This is a genomic window from Arthrobacter sp. 05N425 (assembly GCF_056397125.1).
This window is the reverse complement of record NZ_JBFTMU010000003.1, coordinates 376,143-399,127: the sequence shown is the minus strand read 5'-3', so window position 1 is coordinate 399,127 and position 22,985 is coordinate 376,143. Positions and strand designations below refer to the sequence as shown.

The 22,985-nt window shown below is 67.7% G+C and carries 17 protein-coding genes and 2 tRNA genes; 10 read left to right on the top strand and 9 right to left on the bottom strand.

Annotated features, from left to right (window positions below):
- Window positions 1–42: 42 nt before the first annotated feature.
- Both ilvD and AC1DGE_RS07450 read right to left on the bottom strand, forming a co-directional pair.
- Window positions 43–1,764: a dihydroxy-acid dehydratase gene (gene ilvD / locus AC1DGE_RS07455; RefSeq protein WP_441417429.1), complete on the bottom strand. Its 1,722-nt coding sequence runs from the start codon at window positions 1,762–1,764 to the stop codon at window positions 43–45.
- Between the two features lie 128 nt (window positions 1,765–1,892).
- The gene (locus tag AC1DGE_RS07450; RefSeq protein WP_441417428.1) at window positions 1,893–2,831 is read right to left on the bottom strand and encodes a LysR family transcriptional regulator; all 939 of its coding nucleotides are present in this window, start codon (window positions 2,829–2,831) and stop codon (window positions 1,893–1,895) included.
- A 105-nt stretch (window positions 2,832–2,936) separates the two neighbouring features.
- Between AC1DGE_RS07450 and AC1DGE_RS07445 the strand changes: the two genes are divergently transcribed.
- The 3 genes from AC1DGE_RS07445 (at window position 2,937) to AC1DGE_RS07435 (ending at window position 5,202) form a co-directional block, all read left to right on the top strand.
- Window positions 2,937–3,854, top strand: a complete 918-nt coding sequence (locus AC1DGE_RS07445) for a sunset domain-containing protein (protein WP_476917197.1) — start codon at window positions 2,937–2,939, stop codon at window positions 3,852–3,854.
- Between the two features lie 2 nt (window positions 3,855–3,856).
- A complete protein-coding gene (locus AC1DGE_RS07440; protein WP_441417426.1) occupies window positions 3,857–5,011 on the top strand; it encodes a PQQ-dependent sugar dehydrogenase in 1,155 nt (384 codons plus the stop codon).
- Between the two features lie 118 nt (window positions 5,012–5,129).
- Window positions 5,130–5,202: transfer RNA gene (locus AC1DGE_RS07435), tRNA-Lys, on the top strand.
- 150 nt (window positions 5,203–5,352) lie between these two features.
- On the opposite strand, the gene AC1DGE_RS07430 is transcribed toward AC1DGE_RS07435, so the two are convergent.
- From AC1DGE_RS07430 to AC1DGE_RS07405, 6 genes are all read right to left on the bottom strand, one after another.
- Entirely contained in the window at window positions 5,353–6,234 is an 882-nt protein-coding gene (locus AC1DGE_RS07430) for an ABC transporter permease (RefSeq protein WP_441417425.1), read from the bottom strand.
- Complete coding sequence (locus AC1DGE_RS07425; RefSeq protein WP_441417424.1) at window positions 6,231–7,160, bottom strand: ABC transporter ATP-binding protein; 930 nt, start codon at window positions 7,158–7,160, stop codon at window positions 6,231–6,233. Before AC1DGE_RS07425 ends, AC1DGE_RS07430 begins: the two co-directional genes overlap by 4 nt.
- Window positions 7,161–7,326: 166 nt before the next feature.
- Window positions 7,327–9,792, bottom strand: a complete 2,466-nt coding sequence (locus tag AC1DGE_RS07420) for a S8 family serine peptidase (protein ID WP_476917196.1) — start codon at window positions 9,790–9,792, stop codon at window positions 7,327–7,329.
- A 317-nt stretch (window positions 9,793–10,109) separates the two neighbouring features.
- Window positions 10,110–10,442: a hypothetical protein gene (locus AC1DGE_RS07415; RefSeq protein ID WP_476908623.1), complete on the bottom strand. Its 333-nt coding sequence runs from the start codon at window positions 10,440–10,442 to the stop codon at window positions 10,110–10,112.
- Between the two features lie 214 nt (window positions 10,443–10,656).
- Window positions 10,657–10,791, bottom strand: a complete 135-nt coding sequence (locus AC1DGE_RS07410; RefSeq protein WP_441417421.1) for a hypothetical protein — start codon at window positions 10,789–10,791, stop codon at window positions 10,657–10,659.
- Between the two features lie 389 nt (window positions 10,792–11,180).
- Window positions 11,181–11,654 (bottom strand): MarR family winged helix-turn-helix transcriptional regulator, encoded by a 474-nt coding sequence (locus tag AC1DGE_RS07405; RefSeq protein ID WP_476917221.1) that lies wholly within the window; start codon window positions 11,652–11,654, stop codon window positions 11,181–11,183.
- Window positions 11,655–11,749: 95 nt separating this feature from the next.
- On the opposite strand from AC1DGE_RS07405, the gene bcp reads away from it, so the two are divergent.
- The 7 genes from bcp to AC1DGE_RS07370 all read left to right on the top strand — a co-directional run bounded on the left by bcp (window position 11,750) and on the right by AC1DGE_RS07370 (window position 21,271).
- A complete protein-coding gene (gene bcp / locus AC1DGE_RS07400; protein WP_441417420.1) occupies window positions 11,750–12,223 on the top strand; it encodes a thioredoxin-dependent thiol peroxidase in 474 nt (157 codons plus the stop codon).
- Between the two features lie 110 nt (window positions 12,224–12,333).
- A tRNA-Leu gene (locus AC1DGE_RS07395) sits at window positions 12,334–12,415 on the top strand.
- 298 nt (window positions 12,416–12,713) lie between these two features.
- Entirely contained in the window at window positions 12,714–13,400 is a 687-nt protein-coding gene (locus AC1DGE_RS07390; RefSeq protein ID WP_441417419.1) for a fasciclin domain-containing protein, read from the top strand.
- A 217-nt stretch (window positions 13,401–13,617) separates the two neighbouring features.
- Complete coding sequence (locus AC1DGE_RS07385; RefSeq protein WP_476893374.1) at window positions 13,618–15,270, top strand: ABC transporter substrate-binding protein; 1,653 nt, start codon at window positions 13,618–13,620, stop codon at window positions 15,268–15,270.
- Between the two features lie 79 nt (window positions 15,271–15,349).
- Window positions 15,350–16,852 (top strand): malate:quinone oxidoreductase, encoded by a 1,503-nt coding sequence (locus tag AC1DGE_RS07380; protein WP_476893353.1) that lies wholly within the window; start codon window positions 15,350–15,352, stop codon window positions 16,850–16,852.
- Window positions 16,853–16,934: 82 nt separating this feature from the next.
- Window positions 16,935–20,180 carry an efflux RND transporter permease subunit gene (locus tag AC1DGE_RS07375; protein WP_476917195.1) on the top strand — a complete coding sequence of 1,082 codons (3,246 nt, stop codon included), beginning with the start codon at window positions 16,935–16,937 and terminating at the stop codon, window positions 20,178–20,180.
- Between the two features lie 152 nt (window positions 20,181–20,332).
- Window positions 20,333–21,271, top strand: a complete 939-nt coding sequence (locus AC1DGE_RS07370; RefSeq protein ID WP_476917194.1) for a hypothetical protein — start codon at window positions 20,333–20,335, stop codon at window positions 21,269–21,271.
- A 61-nt stretch (window positions 21,272–21,332) separates the two neighbouring features.
- On the opposite strand, the gene AC1DGE_RS07365 is transcribed toward AC1DGE_RS07370, so the two are convergent.
- Window positions 21,333–22,790 carry an MFS transporter gene (locus tag AC1DGE_RS07365; protein ID WP_476917193.1) on the bottom strand — a complete coding sequence of 486 codons (1,458 nt, stop codon included), beginning with the start codon at window positions 22,788–22,790 and terminating at the stop codon, window positions 21,333–21,335.
- Window positions 22,791–22,985 lie beyond the last annotated feature (195 nt).

Sequence of the window (22,985 nt, the reverse complement as noted above, 5' to 3'; positions counted from 1 at the left end):
GGGCCCCATAACGACAACTAATGCGAGCCAGTTGGGCAGGTATTACCCGCAGTAGGCGCCCGTGGAGGCGCTGTGGACGAGCTTGGCGTACTTGGCAAGCACGCCCTTGGTGAACTTGGCCGGCAGCGGCTCCCAGCCCACCTTGCGCGCTTCGAGCTCGGCGTCGTCCACCAGGAGGTCGAACGTCCGGGCCCCGATGTCCACCCGGATCCGGTCGCCGTCCTTGACGAAGGCGATGGGGCCGCCGTCGACCGCTTCCGGTGCGACGTGGCCGATGCACAGGCCCGTGGTTCCGCCGGAGAAGCGGCCGTCCGTGAGCAGCAGGACATCCTTGCCGAGGCCTGCGCCCTTGATCGCGCCCGTGATGGCGAGCATCTCGCGCATGCCCGGGCCGCCCTTGGGGCCCTCGTAGCGGATCACGACGACGTCGCCGGCCTTGATCTGGCCCTTGTCCAGTGCGTCCAGGGCGCCCTGTTCGCGCTCGAAAACGCGGGCGGTGCCTTCGAAGACGTCGGCGTCGAAGCCGGCGCTCTTCACGACGGCGCCTTCCGGAGCCATCGAACCGTGCAGGATGGTGATGCCGCCGGTCTTGTGGATCGGGTTGTCCATGGCGCGGAGCACCTTGCCGTCCGGGTCCGGCGGGTTGATCGAGGCGAGGTTCTCGGCGACGGTCTTGCCGGTCACGGTGAGGCAGTCGCCGTGCAGCAGGCCGGCGTCGAGCAGGGCCTTCATGATGACCGGGACGCCGCCGATCTTGTCGACGTCGGTCATCACGTAGCGGCCAAAGGGCTTGAGGTCGCCCAGGTGCGGGATCCTGTCGCCGATCCGGTTGAAGTCCTCAAGGCTCAGCTCGACCTCGGCCTCGCGGGCGATGGCCAGCAGGTGCAGCACCGCGTTTGTGGAGCCGCCGAAGGCCATGGTCACGGCGATCGCGTTCTCGAACGCCTTCTTGGTCATGATGTCGCGGGCGGTGATGCCAAGGCGCAACAGGTTGACGACGGCCTCGCCGGACTTGTGCGCGAAGACGTCGCGGCGGCGGTCGGCCGAGGGCGGGGCGGCGGAACCCGGAAGAGACATGCCCAGGGCCTCGCCGATGCAGGCCATGGTGTTGGCGGTGTACATGCCGCCACAGGCGCCTTCGCCCGGGCAGATGGCCCTTTCGATGCGGTCGAGGTCCTCGCGGCTCATCTTGCCCGCGGCGCAGGCGCCCACAGCCTCGAAGGCGTCAATCAGCGTGACTTCCTTCTCGGAGCCGTCTTCGAGCTTGACCCAGCCGGGCATGATCGAGCCTGCGTACAGGAAGACGCTGGACAGGTCCAGGCGGGCGGCCGCCATCAGCATGCCCGGCAGGGACTTGTCGCAGCCGGCCAGCAGTACCGAGCCGTCGATCCGTTCGGCCTGCATGACGGTCTCGACCGAGTCCGCAATGACTTCGCGGGACACCAAGGAGAAGTGCATGCCCTCATGGCCCATGGAGATGCCGTCGGAGACGGAGATGGTGCCGAACTGCATCGGGAACCCGCCGCCAGCGAAGACGCCTTCCTTGGCGCCCTGGGCGAGCCGGTTCAGAGAAAGGTTGCAGGGAGTGATTTCGTTCCACGAACTCGCCACGCCCACCTGGGGCTTTGCGAAGTCGTCGTCGCCCATGCCGACCGCCCGGAACATGCCGCGCGCGGGCGCGGCGTGGATTCCGTCGGTAACGACCCGGCTGCGGGGCTTGATGTCCGGCTTGGTCTCTGTCGCTGTTTGGCTGTCCTCACTCATGGCTCAAAGTCTAGGGCTCCGCCGTCGGCAGCAACGAGCCGGACTGGCTCATTAAGCGTAAAACCGGGAATATTTCGCCCAAATAGTGGACGGTTGTCTCACCCCTTGGACTCCGCGGCTCGTTCGGCTCAGATGCTGTGAGCCGCGTCACGCAGCTCGGGGGCTTCGGCGACCGCCTGGGCCTCCGCCTTCAGCAGCATAAGTACCTGCTGGATGGTGGTCCGGGCGGCGGCCTCGGGACGAGCCAGGGCCACGATGCTTCGGCTGGCCTTGACGCCGCGGAGCGGGCGGAGCACAAAGCCTCGCCCCTGGTTCTTCAGGGCGGTGTAGCGCGGCAGGAGGCTCAGCCCGTGCCCGGCACTGACCAGCGCCTCCAGCACCCGCAGGTCCGGGAAGAGCTGCGCCCGCAGGGCCGGGGAATCGGCCTGCATCTCGATTTGCCGCAGGACGGTATCAAAGGGGAAACCGTCGGGCACGCCCATCCAGGGGAACCCGACGACGTCCTCGGCGCTGAGCGTCGCCTTGCCGGCCAGTTCGTGGTCCGCCGGCACCGCCACGTCCAGCGGTTCCTCTATCAGGGGGATCACCTGGAGGCCCTGGCGGGCGAAGACCTCGGGTCCGTCCACGCTGTGGGCCAGGACAATGTCGTAGTCCGCGGCCAGCGCGGCGAAGCCGGCGACGCCGGGGTCCTCGAAATGCGCCTCGAAGCGCAGTCCGTCGATCTCCTTCACGCGGTGCAACAGTCCCGGCAGGAACATTTCCGCGGCACTCGGAAAGAACGCCGCCTTGATGTGCGTCTGCCAGCCGAGGCGGTAGGTGTCTATGGTTGCCTCGGCGCGGGCCATGGCCGTGGAGACCTCCGCAGCGGCGCCGGCCATGGCCAGCCCTGCCTCAGTCAGCCGCACTCCCCTGCCGGACTTCTCCACAAGCACTACACCGAGTTCGTCCTGCAGGGTCTTGAGCTGTTGTGAGACTGCGGAAGGCGTTACCCGCATGGCCTCGGCGGTGGCCCCCACGGTGCCGCGGTCCGCCAGCTCGCGAAGAATCCGCAGTCGCTTGAAGTCCATGATGCGAGGCTACACGGGGCCGGTCCGGAACGCTGGACAGCCGCGTCGGGCCGGACGTAACGTCAAACAGCGGCAACCTTGCCGCCTGGACAGAAGGATTCGGCTATGGATTGGATTATCTGGCTCATCGTCATCGTGGTGATTGTCGGCGTCGTGTGGTGGCAGCTGAACCGCAACAATGCCCGCAGTGGCGCTGGAACCCCGACGCCCACCGGGTCCGGAGCCTCGTCGAGGGCTGCCGGGGACCGGGCAAGCCACGACGGCGCCCTGTCCGGCGKGACCGCCGCCGCGTCGGCCGCCGCGGCCGCGACCACGGGGATGCCTTCCTCCGCCGGATTTGGCAACGCCGAGCCGCAGCCGCCAACCACCGCCGACGACGACGCGGCGGGTGCACAGGCGGGGAGCACCACAGCCGAGGGAGCTCCCAAGGAGGACGCGCCCGCCGAGGGCGGCACCGCAGCGGGCGTCGCTGCAACGGCCAGCACCGCAACGGGCGGCACCGCAGCGGGCGGCTCCGAGTGGGAGACCCAGTGGTCGGAGACGCCGCCGGCCGAGGCACATGCCGCCACGCACCACGACCTTCCGCACGGGGGCCACGGCGAACACCTGGCCCACGGCGCCCACGCCGAAGCGCCGGAAGCACACACCCCCGTGCACCACGCCGAATACACCGAGCCACACGCCCCCACCCTCCCCGGCGCGGAGTCCGCCGCGGCCGAGGCTGCGGAACTGGAGACGGCGCAGGCAGCATCATCGGCCGCACTCACCGAAGGCTCAGCCAGCCACACCGCGGCGCCCTCCGGGCATCTGGCCGTTGAGCAGCCGTACGGCGAGGGATCTGCCGCGCCGGCCGCGGATGGAAGCGGCCCGGAGGGCTTCACCGTCAAGGGCAACGCCTCCTCGATGATCTACCACGACGAGACCAGCCCCTCCTACGAGGAGACCCGGGCAGAAGTCTGGTTCCTTTCCGCCGCCCATGCGGAAGCAGCGGGCTTCCGGCCGCCCCGCCGCTCCCGGCTGTAGCAATGCAGCGGCGGTCGCCGCGGCGAGCGGCGCGGGCAGCGGCGCGGGCAGCGGCGGTGGCGGTACTGGCTGCGTCCCTGGCCGCGGCCGGCTGCACCGGCAGTCCACCCGCTCCCCCGCCGCCCGCCAGCAGCCCGCCCGCCAGCAGCGAGCCGGCTGCCAGCAGCCCACCCGCCAGCAGCGAGCCGGCTGCGGGCGTCCTGAGAGTTGCCGGCCGCATCGACGCCGGGCTGACGCTGCCCTGGTCTGTGGTCTTCCTGCCGGACGGCACTGCCCTTATCTCGGAACGGGACAGCGCGCTGCTAAAGTCCGTGCCGCCAGGCGGCGGTCCCGCAGCGACGGTCGGCAAAGTGCCCGGCGTCATCCCCGGCGGCGAGGGCGGACTGCTGGGGCTGGCCCTTTCTCCTCAGCTTGCGGCCGGCCGGTATCTATACGCGTATTTCACGGCCGGGCCGGACAACCGGATCGCCCGCTTCCGGCTCGCTGGGAACGGCCTCCCGGATCTGGGCGCCCCCGAAACCATCTTCACTGGAATTCCCAAGGCCTCCACACACAACGGAGGCCGCATCCGGTTCGGCCCCGACGGGTACCTCTACGTCGGAACCGGCGACTCCCAGCGCCGCGACCAACCCCAGGACCGCAACGCCCTCGGCGGCAAGATCCTGCGCCTCACCCCGGACGGGAGACCCGCTCCCGGCAACCCCTTCGGCTCGAACCCCGTCTACAGCCTCGGGCACCGGAACGTCCAAGGGCTCGACTGGGACAGCGCGGGCCGGCTGTGGGCGAGCGAATTCGGTCCGGACAGAGACGACGAACTGAACCTGATCGTCCCCGGCGGCAACTACGGCTGGCCCGAGGTGACGGGAGCCCCGCACCGCGAAGGGTTCCTTGACGCCAAAGTGGTGTGGCCCTCGACGGCGGATTCCTCGCCCAGCGGGCTCGAAATCGTTGGCGACACGGCCTACCTCGGCGCCCTGCGTGGCCAGCGGCTTTGGGCGGTACCGCTGCGCGGTGAATTTGCCGGCGATCCTGTGGCCTATTTCACAGGCAAATATGGTCGGATCCGCGACGTTTCGCTCGCCCCGGACGGACGCCTCTGGGCGCTCAGCAACGGCCAAAACCCTGATTTTGTGCTGGTTTTGGGGCTATCCAACTAGCCGGGGAGCCCCGTCGGCCGCTCGATTTCACACTGCACTAAAACTCGTGTAGAGTTTCATGTCGTTGCGGAGAACACCGCGGGAAATAAAAAGCCCGGGGCGAACGAAAACAACAGCTGCACCTCTAGCTCAACTGGCAGAGCAATTGACTCTTAATCAATGGGTTCCGGGTTCGAGTCCCGGGGGGTGCACAAGCCAAAACCCCGTCTTTTCGGTCTGACCGGAAAGACGGGGTTTTTTGTTTTGCATGGATCGGCGGCCCTGGATCCAGGGCCGCCGGGAGCGTACACACATGCGACGCCGGCGGCGACCCGGTCAGGCGTTGCTGTCAGACGTTGCTGTCAGGCATCGCGGTACTTCACCGACGCGAGTCCGCCGCCCACTGCGGCTGCCGTCCAGGCAAGCACAACAAGGCCGCCCTGGACCGGGGTTAGCCGCTCGGGCGAGGTCCGGATGGCGACCATGTCGCCCCCGGCGGACGCGGGCAGGAACAAGCCGACGTCCTGGAAGGCGTCCCCCAGGCCCGACAAGATGGCAACGATGACCGGAAGAATCATGAGGATGCCCAGCGTGGCGACAAGGCCGCCGGCGCTGTTGCGCAGCATGGCACCAATGCCAAGGCCCAGGACGGCGATCAGAGCCAGGAAGACGGCGGCGTTGAGAATGCTCCGGACCACACCGTCGGCGGTAAGTGCGTAGCCCAGACCCTGCGGCTGCAGTATCGGCTGGGCCACAGCGTACGAGATGAGAGCTCCGAGGATGCCGGTGGCGAAGGCGGTTGCGGCGATGACGAGCGTTTTCGACAGCACGGCGGTCATCCGGCGTGGCACGGCGGTGAGCGTCGTGGTGATCATGCCGGTGCTGTATTCGGAGCCGATCTGGATGACGGCCAAGGAGGCGATCAGGAACTGGGCGACCATGATCCCGGTTGCGGGGACCTCGCGGGCAAATATGCTGAATTCCTTCAGGATGCCCTCCCGCTCAGCTCCAGCGGGCCCGCCGTAGACGGCGAACGAGGCAGCCATGTCTGCCACCGAGAACGCTTTGAGCATGCCGACCCCGACCATGCCGAGCAGCGCGACGGCGAGGATGACGTAGCTGGAACGCAGCGAGGTCAGCTTGATCCACTCGGCGTGCACGGCCCGGAGGAAGGTGAGCCTGGTCCCGCTGTCCCGGCGAGGGACGGCAGTGGCACCGTTGCTCGAGGTTACTGTGGTGCTCATCGGTTTCCCTCTCCGGCCCCGGCCAATGCGGCGGAGCGGTATTCGACGTCGTCGCGGGTCAGTTCCATGAAGGCCTCTTCGAGCGTCGCCCGGACCGGGGTCAACTCGTGAATCAGTGCATCGCATTCCCGCGCTATCCAGGCGATCTTCCGCGGTTCGGCACCGGAGACTTCCAGGAGGCCCGGTTCAAGTTCGCGAAAGAGGATCCCGCTGGCTGCCAGCCCCGCCTGCAACCGGGTTGATTGGTCGCTGCGCACCAGCGCCCTGTCCTGCCCCTGGGCAAGGATCTCGGCTACGGGCGCGTCCGCGATGATCCGGCCCCGTCCGATGACGATCAGGTGGTCGGCAGTCTGCGCCATCTCGCTCATCAGGTGCGAGGAAAGGAAGACCGTCCGGCCCTCGGCGGCGAGGCCTTTGGCCAGGTTGCGGACCCACTGGACGCCTTCCGGATCGAGTCCGTTGACAGGCTCGTCGAAGATGACCGTCCGGGGATCCCCCAGCAGTGCGGCAGCAATGCCGAGGCGCTGGCCCATGCCGAGCGAGAACCCTTTGACGCGCTTGCGGGCCGTCTCCGAGATCCCGGTCATCGCCATGATTTCCTCGACGCGGCTGCGGCTTATGCCGTGTGTGGCTGCCAGAACGGACAGGTGTTTGAAAGCGCTGCGGGCCGGGTGAACAGACTTGGCATCCAGGAGGGCACCGACTTCGTGCAGCGGCGCCGCGTGCCCGGCATACGGCCGTCCGTTCACCAGCACCCGCCCCGCGGTGGGCCGGTCCAGTCCCAGGATCATGCGCATGGTGGTGGTCTTGCCGGCCCCGTTCGGGCCCAGGAAGCCGGTCACCTGCCCTGGCCGGACGGTGAACGTGACGCCGTCAACGGCGGTGCGCTTCCCGTAGGTCTTGGTAAGGCCGAATGCCTCGATCATGGTCCAGCTTTCTTCTCGGCGAGTCTGGCGGCTGACGTTCCGTTCGGAGCCAGCACACAACTCACCGCCCCCGCTACCAGTAAACATGCGGGGGTGCCGCCTGCGCGGGATTCAGGCGCCGTTTTCTGCATTTCTTCTGCCGCGGGTTCTTGCGGCACGCGGGGGTTTACGGGACGCGGGCGCTGTACCCCGAGTACCGGGCCAGGCTGGTGTAGCCGGCCTTCGAGCCCACAACGCGCACACTCATGACGTCGTAGCGGTCGGCCCAGATGATCCGGTAGTAGCGGCCGGTGGCACCGGAGATTGCCGCGCCGGACCGGTACCACTGGTAGCGGAAAGCAGTGCCGGCGGTCCAAGTGCCGGTGTTGGCGGTCAGCGTGTACCCGTAGCGGGCGGAACCGGAGATCCATGGCCGCGTGGAAACAAGTGTTCCCGCCGCGATGGCACTGGTCGTGGCGGAATCCTTCACGATGGTGGTGTACCCCGCCTTGATCCCGCCGACCCGCAGCCGCATGATTTTCCCCTGATCGGCGCCCCCGAGGGTGTACTTGGGCCCGGTGGCCCGGCTGATGGGAAGACCGGAGCGGTACCACTGGTACTTCAGGAACGTGCCGGCAGTCCAGGTGCCCGGTACCGCTGTGAGCGTGTAGCCCACCTTGCGGGTGCCGCTGATCATTGGTGTCGGGCCGGTAAGGGTACCGCGCGCCACGGCAGCCGACGAAGGCGAGTCAAGGGTAGCCGATCTCTGGTCGGGCCACGATGCCGTCACCCGGACCTTCAGGGTCTGGCCAAGGTCGCCGGCTCCGAGGGTGTAATGGGTCCCGGTAGCCCCGCTGACCGCTACGCCGGACCGGACCCATTGGTACTGGCGTGCCACGTCGGCCGGCCAGTCCTGGGGGCCGGCCGCCAGCGTCGAGCCGACCCTGGCCGTCCCCGAGAGGGAGGGCTGCGGGACCACTGCGACGGGACTGGTGGTGGCCGCACTCGGGTTGTAGCCGTCGGCGGAGCCGGTCACCGTGACGCTCAACAGGGCGCCTGCGTCCGTGGTCGCGGCCGGGTAGGTCACGGCCGTGGCGCCGGGGATCGCGACGCCGTCGCGCCTCCACTGGTAGCTCAGTGAGGCTCCTTCGGGCGACCACGTTCCCGCCGAAACCGTAAGCGCGTGTCCGACGACGGCGTCCCCGTCGATCCGCGGCACGCCGGCCGTGATGTAGGGGACGGCACTTGGCAGTACGGAGCCGACGGCGGCGGCCGCGTCCACTAGACCGTTGCCGCAGCCTCCTGTGCTGCAGGTGCCCGGCAGCGGCCTGGCCGTCTCCTTGAGGATTGTCTCGACCTGGGCCGGGGTGAGGGCCGGGTCCGCGGACAGCATGAGGGCCGCGACGCCGGCAACGTGTGGGGCGGCCATCGACGTGCCCTGCATGTAGCCGTACGTTTCGGAGCCCTGCACGGTGGTGCCATTGTTCCAGGTCGAGAGGATGGTGTTGGCCCGGCCGGTGGAGCTGTCGCCGCCGGGGGCGCTGACGTCGACCTCGGGACCGTAGTTGGAGTAGTAGGCCTTGTTGCCTTCACGTCCGGTCGCGCCGACGGTGATGATGTTGTTGCAGTTGGCCGGGGTGGAGCCGGAGGCGGGTGAATTCTCGTTGCCGGCGGCGGCGACGACGGTGACGCCCTGCGCGGCGGCGTAGTCGAGTGCGGACTGGAAGTAGCTGCCGCACTGGCCGGATCCGCCCAGGGACATGTTGATGACCCTGGCGGGGTTCGCGTTGGCCGGGACTCCCGTAACGGTTCCCCCGGCGGCCCAGACGACGGCGTCGGCGATGTCGCTAAGGTAGCCGCCACAAGTGCCGAGGGCCCGGACCGGGAGGATCTTGGCGGAGTAGGCGACGCCGGCGATGCCGATGCCGTTGTTGGCCGCCGCGCCGATCGTCCCGGCGACGTGGGTTCCGTGCCAGGACGACGATGAGCCGTTGCAGGAGTCCCCTGCGTCGCTGGCATCGCCGTCGCGGCCGTCCCCGTCGTTCGACTTAGTGCTGTCGGAGATGAAGTCGTAGCCCGGGAGGACGCTCGTCAGGTCGCTGTGGGGCGTGATGCCGGTATCGATGACGGCCACAACGGCGCCCAGGCCGGAAGTGGTGTCCCAGGCCGCGGGCACGCGCATCCCTGCAGTGTCTTCGGACAGGTCCCATTGCTGCGGGTACAGCGGATCGTTCGGGGTTGATGCCGGGCGGACGAAGGTGTCTGGCTCGGCGTATTCGACGTTGGACTGGACGCGCAGGGAGGCAAGGACTTTGTCGCTCCCCCGAGGGGTCAGCGCGCCGTCGGCCTGGACGACGGCCGCCCCGCGTGCCGTGGCGTGCAGCTCCTTGACGGAGACGCCCGAGCTCCTGGCCGCCTGGCCGTAAGCCTTGGCCCGGGCGTGGGCCGTACCGGCGGTTCCGGTCTTGAACTTCACGACGAAGCGGCCGCTGGCCCCCGCGGGGGGCGCCGAGGCAGTCGAGGGGGAAGCGACCGGGCGTGAATCGATGGCTGGATCCGTAGCCGCTGCGGCCGGGAAGGCGAAGAGGGTGCCAAGCAGGACAGCGCCCGTGCCCAGTGATGCGACGGCCGTGGAAAGACGCCTTGTGGTCATGCGGGTCCTCAGGGCATGGCCGGCGTCGGCCGGCGGACGGGCGAGAGCGGGAAACGTACGCGCTCAACCAGCCCCGGGTCTCCGAAAGAACTTTAACCCAGAAGCATCGGGTCTCGCCGCAAATTGCGGGAGCCCTTGGTCTTTCCTGCGCGTTTCCTGCCGGTGCAGACAGCAACGTCCTAACCTGTGAGCGGGGCGCGCGACGCTGTCCGGGGCCTTCTTAGGGAGCCCGGTCCCCGCGGCGCCTGAGCCCCAAAACTGCCCAGGCTGACAGGAGCAGGCCTCCGGCCGCCAGCAGGAACGCCCCCGCGCGCAGTTCAGGACCGCGGCCCTGTGAAACCTGCGCAACGACCGCGGGGGCCTCCGAAACGGCGGATTGCGGCGACGACGGCGTTCCCTCCGCCGCAGAGGGCGTAGCAGTGGCCCCGGCCGGGACCGAGGCCGCGCCCGATCCCTGGACCGGGGCCTTGGAGGGCGCCGCCCGGACGGCGGTTTTCGCGGAGGGGGCCGGTGCCGGGCTGGAGGGTGCGGCGGACGATGGTGCCGGAGCGGCCGGAGCGGCCGGCGGTGCCGACGGTGCTGCCGGAGCCGTAGCCGGGGGCTTGACGGTGCTCGACGGCGTCGGGGTGGGGGTGGCCGAGGGCTCGCATCGGCCCAGGGGGATCAACACGACCGGACCGCAGGGTTCGGCGTCGGCCGGGGCGGCGATAGCGAGGGTAGTGGAGGCAACCAAGGCAAGGACGGCCAGGGCCGTGACAGCCCAAGAGGCACTCTTACGCGTTCGCATCCTAGACATCCTACGTTCCACGGATCGGCGCCTCGGGATTTCCGGACAGCTCGCGCCCTTACGGCGCTGGCCCGGGCCTAGCGCCGACCGGCTGCCGCCAGCTGGAAATGGATGGGCAACGCGAGCTGGATCGGTTCAGTGCCCAGCGGCTCGTCGAGCAGCTCGTTGATCGAGGTCTGCCCTTCCAGCTCAGGCGGTGGCACCGTTTCCATAGGAAAACCTTATGCGAGCCTCCACCCGGGGAGGGGTCAGGACACGGGGTGGGCTGGATCAGGGAACAGCCCTATGCAGCCCCGCGTCAAACGCGGGACTCACGTTGCGACGGGACCGGCTGCCGGCGAACAGCGGCTAGGATTTCGCCGGCGCCTCTTCGTGAGGGTCGCAGCCCTCACAGAAAACAGTTGTGGCGTATTCGCCGCAGCACTGGCAGTGATGTTCCAGGGACCTGGCTTCGAGGACGTACCTTGTCATGACCTCATGCTCGCCCAGCAGGGCTGGCTTGAACCCAGTAGTAGCTACTTGTTTCCCGCGCCGGGCTATCGGGGTCCGGAGCAAGCGCCGGCAGTGCCCTAACTTGTCGGCGCCAGTGGGCGACCGCGGCCTAGTTGGCTTCGGCGGACACAGTAGGCTCCACCGCTGTGACGATCGCCTTCGCTTCCGTCGTGGACATGCGGTTGGCCAGTTCCCGGACCACGGACTGCAGCTCGTGCCGCAGGGAGTCGGGATCGATCGAAGCGGCGGCGAGCACCGAGCGCTCCATGTCCGCGGCCGCAACGACGGCTTCGCGGCMGCGGTCCGTCAGGGTGACGACGTGGCTGCGGCGGTCCGAGGCGCTGCGCTCCCTGGAGATGTGACCGTGGGCTTCAAGCCGGCTCAGGGTTTTGCCCATGGTCTGGGCTTGGACGCGGACCAATTGCGCCAATTGCGCTTGGGTCATGGGTCCTTGAGCGGAGAGCACTTCCATCGCAATGACCCCGGCATGGGTCAGGCCAATGGCCCCCAGCTTCTCGTTCCAGGAGTGTTCTACAAGGCGTGCTGCCGTGGACAATAGGCGGCCCGTGGGCCAGCGATCCATATCAGGCATACCAAAGAGTATAGCGATTGTGCGATTCGTGGGCCGCGCCCGGGCTCACTAGGCTGGAATTCCCTAAAATTGTCAAGGAGATAAACATGCCTGAACGACTCGTTCCCGGAGACGACGCGCCGGACTTCCAGCTGTTGGACTCGGCCGGACGCGAGGTCGGCCTGCAGGACTTCCGCGGCCGGAACACGGTGGTCTACTTCTATCCGGCGGCTGCCACGCCGGGCTGCACCAAGCAGGCCTGCGACTTCCGAGACTCACTGGCGGCCCTGCAGGGTGCGGGCTATGACGTCGTCGGCATCTCCCCCGATCCGGTCGCGAAGCTCGCGGGCTTCGCGGCGGCCGAAGGACTCAGCTTCCCGCTGCTCTCCGATCCGGACCACGCGGTGGCCGAGGCGTACGCGGCATGGGGTGAGAAGAAAAACTACGGCCGCACCTATGAGGGCCTGATCCGTTCCACCGTGGTGGTCGGTCCGGACGGCAAAGTCACCCTGGCGCAGTACAACGTGCGCGCTACCGGCCACGTCGCCAAGCTGCTCCGCGACCTGAAGCTGGACGCCTAGCTGCCCTGCCCCGCAGTTCGGCCCCGGCGCCGGGCTGCGGGGCAAAACTGTAGACTGGTGCCTGGCATCCGCCGTCGAGGGTCTTTCGGGCCCGCGAACGAAGGCGCCGCGCGCGAGTGGTGAAATTGGCAGACACGCAGGATTTAGGTTCCTGTGCCTTCGGGCGTGGGGGTTCAAGTCCCCCCTTGCGCACAATGCAAAACCCCGGTCTTCGGACCGGGGTTTTGCTGTTTAACTCTGGAACTAAACCGGGGACCGCCCCTCCCGCACCCGCCAAAAAGCCCGGAATCCCGGCGAAGCCGCCCGCCCGCCCCGCCGCCCTGAACCGGTTCCGAAAAAGAATTTCGATTCCCACCCATCTCTTTCCGCCAAGCCCGCGAATACCCATTGAGACACCAACCAAGGGTCGGTGCCCGACAGTCGGAGAAAGGCCACAGCGGCAAAAACGTCGCTGCAGGCAATGAAATCGGCACAACAAAGGAGAATCGAAATGCAGACCATCAAGCGCACGACTTTCGCCGTTGCAGGTATCGCTGCTGCAGCCATGCTCAGCCTCACTGCCTGCGGCGGTTCCAGCACGGGATCCAGCTCCTCGGCTCCCGCTTCCACGCCGTCGGAGTCCGCCATGTCTTCCAGCATGGCCCCGTCACCGTCCATGAGCTCCTCCGCCGCAGCGATGGACCCGGCAGCGGACCTCGTCGGCTCCGGTTGCGCCGCCTACGCCTCGCAGGTTCCCGACGGTAAGGGTTCCGTCGCCGGCATGGCGCTGGACCCGGTGGCCGTAGCCGCCTCCAACAACCCGATTCTGACCACCCTGACGGCCGCCGTCTCGGGCAAGCTCAACCCCAAGGTCAACCTGGTGGACACCCTGAACGGCAGCGAATTCACTGTCTTCGCTCCGACGGATGACGCGTTCAAGAAGATCGACGCCGCCACCATCAACAAGCTCAAGACGGACGATGCCCTGCTGAGCAAGATCCTCACCTACCACGTAGTTCCCGGCAAGATCAGCCCGTCTGAAATCGTGGGCACCCACAAGACCGTCCAGGGCGGTTCCGTGACCGTCACCGGCAGCAAGGACGCTCTCAAGGTCGACGGCGCCAACGTGGTCTGCGGTGGCGTCAAGACCGCCAACGCCACGGTCTACATGGTCGACTCGGTCCTGATGCCCAAGTAGGCATCACCAAGACCTCCTGACCCGGATCCAGCCTGACTCCCTGGATCCACCTGGAGAAACGAAGGCCCGCACCGGACGGTGCGGGCCTTCGCCTGTTCCCTCCGGGCGGGTCAACTAGACTGGGGCTGTTCCGCAGCCGGCGGCCAACAAGTTCCCAGAGGTGATTCCTTCAGTGCCCAGCAGTACCGCGCCCATCAGTACCGGCCCCCGCAGGGCGTTGCGCCGCATCGCGGCCGGCTTCGGCGCGGTCCTGCTCCTGCTGCCGCTGGCCTCGTGCACCGGAGCGCCCGGCCCCGCACCCTCGCCCACCTCCGCCAGCGCGTCCGACGCCGGGCCCACCGCCACTTTCACCTTTGGCACCGCCTCGCGCCCGCTCGGCCTGGATCCGGCCCTGGTGTCCGACGTCGACTCCTACCGCATCACCCGCCAGATCCTCGAGGGCCTGATCGGCGTCGACCAGACCAGCGGCAAGCCAACACCCCTGCTGGCTACCGAATGGACGACCAGCGACGACGGCCGCGCCTACACCTTCAAGCTCCGCGAGAACGTGAAGTTCCAGGACGGCACGGCCTTTAATGCGGCGGCCGTGTGCACAAATTTCAAGCGCTGGTTCAACTTCCCCGCCGCCCTCCGCAAGCAGGCACCCGGCAGCACCTTCAAGGGTGTGTTTATGGCGCACGCGGACCAGGCGTCGCTGTCCATCTACAAGGGCTGCACCGCGCTGGCGGCAAACAGCGTCCGGATCGATCTCACCCAGCCCTTCACCGGGTTCCTCCAGGCGCTCACCCTGCCCGCCTTCGCGATCTCCTCGCCGCACGCCCTGGCCGCACAGTCGGCCGACGTGCTGAACCAAAAGCGCGAAGGCCAGCCGGTGTCCGCCTACGCCCTGCACCCTGTAGGCACCGGCCCCTACGTCTTCGACTCCTGGGACAACAACACCGTCACCCTGAACAGCAACAGGCGCTACTGGGGCGACAAGGGCCAGATCGGGACCATCAACTTCGTCACCTACGACCACCCGCAGGCCCGGCTTCAGGCCCTGCTTGACGGGAAAATCGATGCCTACGATTCCGTGACCGTGGGCAACTTCGACCAGCTGGTCAAGCGCGGCAAACAGATCATCCAGCGCGATCCCTTCTCCGTCATGTACCTGGGCATGAACCAGGAAGTCCCGGTGCTGCGGAAGCTCAAGGTCCGCCAGGCGATCGAGATGGCCCTGGACAAGGACACCTTGATCCGGAAGTTCTTCATTGACAACACCGCCGCGGCCTCGCAATTCGTCCCGCCGAAGCTGAGCGGCTTCAACAACAACGCACCCTCCCTGGGCTACGACCAGAACAAGGCCAAGGAGCTCCTCGCCGAGTCCGGCTACAAGGGTGAGGAACTGAAGTTCTACTACCCGCTCAACGTCACCCGGCCCTACCTGCCGACCCCGGAAAAGGTCTACGCGGAGATCAGCCGCCAGCTCACCGCCGTCGGGCTCAACATCAAACCCGTTCCGGTCGAATGGTCCGACGGCTACCTCCAGAAGGTGACCTCCCCCGGCGACCACGCACTGCATCTGCTCGGCTGGAACGGGTCCTACGCGGATCCCGATAACTTCGTGGGCCCGCTTTTTGGTGAAAATACCGGTGAGTTCGGCTACCAGGACCCCCAGGTGTTCTCGAAAATCTCCCGCGCCCGGGGCCTGCCGGACGGCAAGGACCGGACAGAGCAGTACCAGACCATCAATGCGCAGATTGCCGCGACCGTGCCCGCCGTGCCGATTGCGTTCCCAATCTCGGCACTGGCTCTGTCAGACCGGGTGCTGAAGTACCCAGCGTCGCCGGTCCTGAACGAAGTTTTCACGAACGTCGAACTAAAGCCTTGACGGGACGGCCCAATTTCAGTTAGTGGGCCGTGCGGGGATATTCTGTGACAGCCAGAGCCGCTGCTATCGGAGACTGATTGTGACTTTCATTTCCAAGACCCAACATGCCGACGTCGTCCTGATTGGCGGCGGCATCATGAGCGCCACGCTGGGCGCCTTCCTGAAGCAGCTTGAGCCGAACTGGACCATTTCGCTCTTCGAGCGCCTGGACCAGCCGGGGCTTGAAAGCTCCGATCCGTGGAACAACGCCGGCACCGGCCACGCCGCCCTGTGTGAGCTTAACTACTCCCCCGCAGCCAAAGACGGCTCGGTGGACCCAGCGAAGGCCCTGCACATCAACGAGCAGTTCCAGCTTTCCCGCCAGTTCTGGTCCCACCTGGTCACCAACAACCTGATCGGTTCCCCCAAGGGCTTCATCAACACCGTGCCGCACATGAGCTTCGTGGTCGGCGACGCCAACGTCAAGTTCCTGCGCACCCGCTACGAGGCGCTCAAGCCGAACCCCCTGTTCCGCTCGATGGAGTACTCCGAGGACCACGCCCAGATCGCCAAGTGGGCACCGTTGATCGTCAAGGGCCGCGATCCGAAGCAGCACATCGCCGCCACCCGCGCCGCCGAAGGCACCGACGTCGACTTCGGCGCCCTGACCCGCGAACTGACCGGCTACCTCGCCAACAACGGTGTGGAAACCAACTACGGCCACGACGTCACCGGCATCAAGCGTGCCTCCGACGGCGGCTGGGACCTTGCACTCAAGCACCCGCGCTCCGGCGAGCACGGCTCGATCCACGCGAAGTTCGTCTTTGTCGGCGCCGGCGGCGGTGCGCTGCACCTGTTGCAGGCCTCCGGCATCCCGGAAAGCAAGGGCTTCGGCGGCTTCCCGGTCTCGGGCCAGTTCTTCCGCTGCACGGACGAGACCCTCGCCGGCCAGCACAGCGCCAAGGTTTACGGCCAGGCCTCCGTCGGCGCCCCGCCCATGTCCGTCCCGCACTTGGACACCCGGTTCGTCAACGGCAAGCGCTCACTGCTGTTCGGCCCGTACGCCGGTTTCTCCACGAACTTCCTGAAGAACGGCTCCTACATGGACCTGCCGCTGTCCATCCGGCCCTCCAACATCATTCCGATGCTTGCCGTGGCCAAGGACAACATGGATCTCACCGCATACCTGGTTAAGGAAGTCGCCAAGCGGCACGGAGCCAAGGTCGAGGCCCTGCGGGAGTACTACCCGGAGGCCAAGGACGGCGACTGGGAGCTCATCACCGCCGGCCAGCGGGTGCAGATCATCAAGAAGGATCCGAAGAAGGGCGGCGTGCTGCAGTTCGGCACCGAGGTCATCGCCGGCCGCGACGGCACCATCGGCGCCCTGCTTGGCGCCTCCCCGGGTGCCTCCACGGCCGTGCCGATCATGATCGAGCTGCTCCAGAAGTCCTTCCCCAAGAACTTCAAGGGCTGGCAGTCCAAGCTCAAGGAGATGATGCCGGGCTACGGCATCAAGCTCAACGAGAACCCGGACCTCGCCGCCAAGCTCGAGGCCGAGACGGCCGCGGCACTCCAGCTGGAGCCGATCAGCGCCACCCGCTGAAACTCTTCCGGGTTGCGGCACGTTCAATCCCTGTGACGTCACGCTGTGACGTACCTCCGTCGACCCATCAGGAGACCATGAGATGTTCCGGCTGGCCAAGCTTTCGCTAGGAAACCGGGCGCTGATCGCGCTGATCACCGTCTTCGCGTCGGTCTTCGGCGTAATCACGATGACCTCGCTCAAGCAGGAGCTCATCCCGTCCATCGAGTTCCCGCAGATCACGGTCATCACCTCGATGCCCGGGGTCTCTCCGGAAGTCGTAGACAAGCAGGTCAGCGGGCCGCTGGAGACGGCGCTCAACGGCGTCGAGGGGCTGGAGTCGACGTCGTCGACGTCGCGCAACGGCGTTTCGCAGATCACCCTGGCGTTCACCTACGGCTCCAACCTGGACCGTGCCCGGAACCAGATCGACCGCGCCATCTCCAACGCGAAGCAGGCGCTGCCGAAGGACGTCCAGCCGCAGGCGATCGCCGGCAGCATCAGCGACTTCCCGATCGTCTATCTTGCGGTCTCCTCGGACAAGCCGTTGAGCGAACTCAACGCGGACCTGGCCCGCCTGAGTGTGCCGCGGCTGCAGAAGCTCGACGGCGTGCGCGGCGCCGAAGTAACCGGCGGGGCCACCCAGCACATCAAGATCCTGCCGCGGCCGGCGGCCATGGCCGCCTCCGGCACCACCATCGCGTCCATCTCCGAGGCGCTGAAGAACAACGGCAGCCTGGTTCCGGCCGGCAGTATCGAGGAGCAGGGCAAGACGCTCTCGCTGCAGATCGGCAGCCCGGTGGATTCCCTTGACGCGATCAAGGCCCTGCCGCTGGGGGGCGCCCGCGACGCCGCGACAATCGGCAGCGTGGCGGACGTCAGCATCACCGAGGACGCCCGCACCTCGATCACCCGCACCAACGGCAAGGAAACGCTGGCCGTCTCGGTCACCAAGAAGCCCGAGGGCGACACGGTGGGCATCTCCCACGCGGTCAAGGACGCCATCCCGCAGCTTGAGGCCGAACTGGGGTCCAACGCCAAGTTCACCCCGGTGTTCGACCAGGCGCCGTTCATCGAGAAGTCCATCAAGGACCTCACCACGGAGGGCCTGCTGGGTCTGGGCTTCGCCGTCGCCGTCATCTTGCTGTTCCTGCTCTCGGTGCGCTCCACGCTGGTCACGGCCGTGTCCATCCCGCTGTCCCTCCTGATCACCTTCATCGGGCTCTCCGCGACCGGCTACTCGCTGAACATCCTGACCCTCGGCGCGCTGACGATCGCGATTGGCCGCGTGGTGGACGACTCGATCGTGGTGATCGAGAACATCAAGCGCCACCTCAGTTACGGCGAGCAGAAAATCACCGCCATCCTGACCTCCATCCGCGAGGTCGCCGGCGCAATCACCGCGTCCACGCTTACCACGGTGGCGGTCTTCCTGCCGATCGCGTTCGTCGCCGGACTCGCCGGTGAGCTGTTCCGGCCCTTCGCCCTCACCGTCACGATTGCTTTGGTCTCCTCGCTGCTGGTCTCGCTGACCATCGTTCCGGTGCTGGCGTACTGGTTCCTGCGGACCCCGGCGGACAAGGCCGGCGCCTACGTTTCCGAAGCCTCAGCCCGCGAGACCGCCGCGAAGGCCCACGAGGCCGAGCAGCGCAGCTTCCTGCAGCGCGGCTACCTCCCGATCCTGACCAAGACCCAGCGGCACCCCGTCATCACCCTGGTAGCGGCCGTTTTGGTCCTCGGCGGCACCGCAGCGATGTCGCCGCTGCTCGCAACCGACCTGCTGGGCCGTTCCGGCGAAAACAGCATGAGCGTGCGGCAGGCCCTTCCGGCCGGCACCAGCCTGGCGGAGGGCAGCGCCGCGGCCGTCAAGGTCGAGAAGGCCCTGCGCGGCATCGACGGAATCAAGGACGTCCAGGTCACCACCGGCAACGCCCAGTCCGGCTTCTCAGCCCTGCAGTCCACCGGGGCGGCGAATTCCAGCTTCACCGTCGTGACCGAGGAGAAAGCCAACCAGGGCAAGCTGCAGGACACTGTCCGCAAGGAGCTCGCCAAGATCTCCGACGCCGGCAAGATCACGGTGGGTTCGCAGCAGGGCGGATTCGGCACGACGTCGACTGTCGACATCACGCTCAAGGCCGCCAGTTCCGCCGACCTCAAGACCGCCAGCGACGCCATGGTCAAGGCCATGGACGGGGTTCCCGGCTCGTCCGAGGTCAGCACCAACCTGGCCGCGAGCCAGCCCGTGGTCCAGGTCAAGGTGGACCGCGCCAAGGCCGTTGCGGCGGGCCTGAACGAACAGCAGGTCGCCGGCGTCCTGGCCGCCACGATCAGTCCGGTCCCGGCCGGCACCGTCCGCATCGGCACAAACGACTTCCCGGTCCGGATCGGCGAAGGCACCCGTTTCACCAGCATCGGCGCCGTGCGCGACCTCCCGCTGCCGACGGCGCGGGGCCCGGTCCCGCTGTCCTCGATCGCTTCCGTGGAACAGGTGGAGGTTCCGGTCTCGATTACGGCCAGCAACGGCCAGCGGACCGCTCGCGTCTCCGTCACGCCGTCGGGCGGAAACCTGGGTGCGGTAAGCACCGAGGTGCAGGACCGGCTCAAGTCGGTCCAGCTGCCGCCGGGCGTCACGGCAGAGATCGGCGGCGCCACCACGCAGCAGGCCGAGTCCTTCGGCCAACTGGGGCTGGCACTGCTGGCCGCCATCGCGATCGTTTACGTGATCATGGTCGCCGCGTTCAAATCCCTCGTGCAGCCGCTGATCCTGCTGGTCTCCATCCCGTTCGCAGCCACCGGCGCCATCGCGCTGCTGCTGGTGACGGGCGTCCCGCTGGGGCTGCCTTCGCTGATCGGCATGCTGATGCTGGTGGGAATTGTGGTGACCAACGCGATTGTGCTGATCGACCTGATCAACCAGTACCGCCAGCCGCGCAACGGCGAGCCCGGCATGAGCGTGGCGGACGCGATCACGCACGGCGCACGCCAGCGCCTCCGGCCGATCCTGATGACCGCGCTGGCCACCGTGTTCGCGCTGACCCCGATGGCTCTGGGACTGACCGGCGGCGGGGGCTTCATCTCGCAGCCGCTGGCCATCGTGGTGATCGGCGGCCTCATTTCCTCCACCGCCCTGACGCTGGTCCTGGTGCCCGTGCTGTACCGCTTGGTGGAGGGCCGGCGCGAACGGAAGGCGCTGCAGAAGGCCAACGGCGGCAAGGCCACCCACGGGCGCCGGGCCCAGCCCGCGCCGTCGGACGCCGCGGACGCCGTCGACCGGCTCGATGAGCAGGACGAGGCGGACGAGCCGAACGAGGCCGACGAACCGGACGAGGCACCGGCGCTCCGCAACTAAACTCCGCCCCCGCCCCTCCCCTCCCCAACTAGCTCGCAATAGTTGTCGTTTTGCCCGCTCAAAACGACAACTACTGCGAGCTAGTTGGGTTCGTGCGGCCCGGGCCTGTGGATAACCGCCTGGGCGCCGCCGGAATTTGCCCGCATGGGGCCATGAAGACGCCGCAGCCCCTGCCGGACCCGGTTGCCCGTGCGCCCTTCACCTTCCAGGAGGCGCTCGACGCCGGGGTCAGCTACCGCCGGCTCCGGCACCGCGGGCTAGCATCGCCGAGCCGTGGCATCCGGATTCCTTGCGCCGCGGAAACGCCGCCCGACCTGGAGCCGCTGGTACGGCCCTTCACCCGGATTACGGAATTCACGGCCGCCTCGCACGCCACGGCATTCCGGCTCTGGGAGATGCCTGGATTCCTACCGGGGGCGGATGAACCGGGCATCCACCTGTCGCGGCCTGACTCCATGGCCATCCCCCGGCGGACTGGCGTAATCGGCCACGTCGGTCAGTTCTTCCCCGATGAGATCGTGAGTATCGGCGGCCTCCTCGTGACGACGCGGGTCCGTACCTGGCTCGATGTGTCCCGGTTGATGGGGGTGGACGAACTCACCGTGGTGGCCGACCATCTGATCCGTGTGCCGCGGGCTGACCTGGAGGGCCGCAGTGATCCCCACGCCAGCATCGCGGACCTGGCCGAGATGCTGGACCGGCACAAGGGCACTCCCGGAATCCGGAAGGCCCGGCTCGCCTTGGAGCAGGCCCGGGTCGGCGCGGACTCGGCTCCAGAGACTCGGCTGCGGCTTGCACTGACGCGGGCCGGTCTGCCCGAACCCGAGGTGAACCTGCGCACGGAGTTGCTCAACGGCGTCGTGCGTCAACCCGATCTGGCGTATCCGGAATTTCTGGTGGCGGTGGAATACGAAGGCGACGGGCACTCCGAGGCCGGGCAGGTGATCCGGGACATCACCCGCGAGGAAGACTTCAGCCGGGGCGGCTGGACGCTGGTCCGGTTGTCCAAACGCCACATGGCCAACGACGCCCGCTCTGCGGTGTCGAAGGTCCGCGCCGCGCTCCTGGACCGGGGCTGGAGGCCGCGTTGACCTTCCCAACTGGCTGGCAGTTGTTGTCGTTTTGGGCCCTCAAAACGACAACAACTGCGAGCTAGTTGGGGGCGGAAGCCGATTCGGCGGTGTGTGCGGGGGCGGGGTCCGGGTCGGAGAATGCCAGCTTGGGTACCAGCATCAGGGCTGCGGCCGCAGCCAGTCCGGTGACCCCGCAGATGGTCCACACCGTGAGGTAGCCCGCCAGCGGCGCTGCGGTCTGCCCGGCGGCGGCAGAACCAGCGTCGGCCAGGACGTGGTTGAGCAGGGCAATGCCGAACACCGCCGACGCGAAGGCCCCGCCGATGGTCTTGGTCGTGTTGGTCAGGCCCGTGGCCATCGCCGTCCGGTTCAGCGGCGCCGCAGCGGCCGCCGCCGAGGGCAGCGCCGCCACGAGCGCCCCGGAGCCGACGCCGGCCACCGCCATGTTGACCAGGGCCTCGGCCAGGCTGCCGTGGAAGGGCAGGAAGAGCAGGTAGCCCAGCCCCACCAAGGTCGCCGCGCCCACCAGGGTCCAGCGCGGAGTCAGCCGGCGCGTCACCACGGGGTACAGCAAAGCCCCCACCAGCAACGCCAGCACGTACACGCCGATGATGATCGAGACCTGGCCGGCGCGCAGCCCCAGCCCGTAGCCGTGTAGTGCAGGATCGGTCCGGGCGAAGGTGGAAAGCGGGGCCTGGGCGCCCAGCACGGATACCCCGAACAGCCCCGCGGTCAGCTGCACCGGCCACATGGACTTGGACCGCAGCATCCGGATGTCCACCAGCGGATCCCCGCGGCCCAGCTCGACGCGGGTGAACGGAACGAAGACCAGCAGGCCGGCCGCGACCAGCGCCCAGGCCCACCAGGCCCCGGGGCCGCCCAGCCGCATGAAGGTCAGTCCGGACGTGATCAGCAGGAGCCCGACGGCGAGCAACGCGAAGCCGCGGGTATCCACCCGGCCGCCGCTGCGCTCGGTGGATTCCGGCACCCCGAAGCGGATCGCGAACCAGCACGCCGTCACTGCCAGGGCAGGAAGCATCAGCACCAACTGCAGTTGCCCTGCGAAGGCTTCCACGAGGGCACCGGCCGCGAGGGCACCGGCGATGACGCCGAATTCCAGCGCGCCGACAAGGGCCCCGGCCGCGCGGCGGGTGCGGGCGGCGCCGTCGGGCAGCCCGTGCACCCGGCTGAAGACGAGGGCGATTTCCAGCGGCAGCCAGACCACATAGAAGCCCTGCAGCGACCACGCCGCGAGGAACGTCCAGGAATCCGGCGCCAGCGCAACGCCCCAAGAAGCGGCGGCGGTGAGCACGGTGGAGACGAGCAGGATCCTGCGATGTCCGTACAGGTCTCCCAGTTTCGCGAGCACCGGCACGGCCAGGGCACTGACCGTCAGCTGGGCGGCCTCGAACCAGTTGACGTCGGCGTCGTGGATCCCCAGGTGCCGGGCGATGTCGGTGAGGATGGGGGTGTAGTAGCCCTGCAGGATCCCGCTGGTGAGTTCCACCAGGCACAGAAAAGCGACAACGCGGCGCATGGCGCGACCTTCCGGGCGGGCTGGGCATCTGGCGGCCAGCCGATTGATTGCATCCTAGGGCCGGGCCCCGCGCGCTCCCCGCAGGACGTGGAATATCCCGGCGTGGCGGACGTTATAAAGGGTGATAGATGCAAATGCATGTAAATCGGTTATAGTAGAAACAGCTCCCGGAAGTCTCCGGTCACGGAAAGGCAC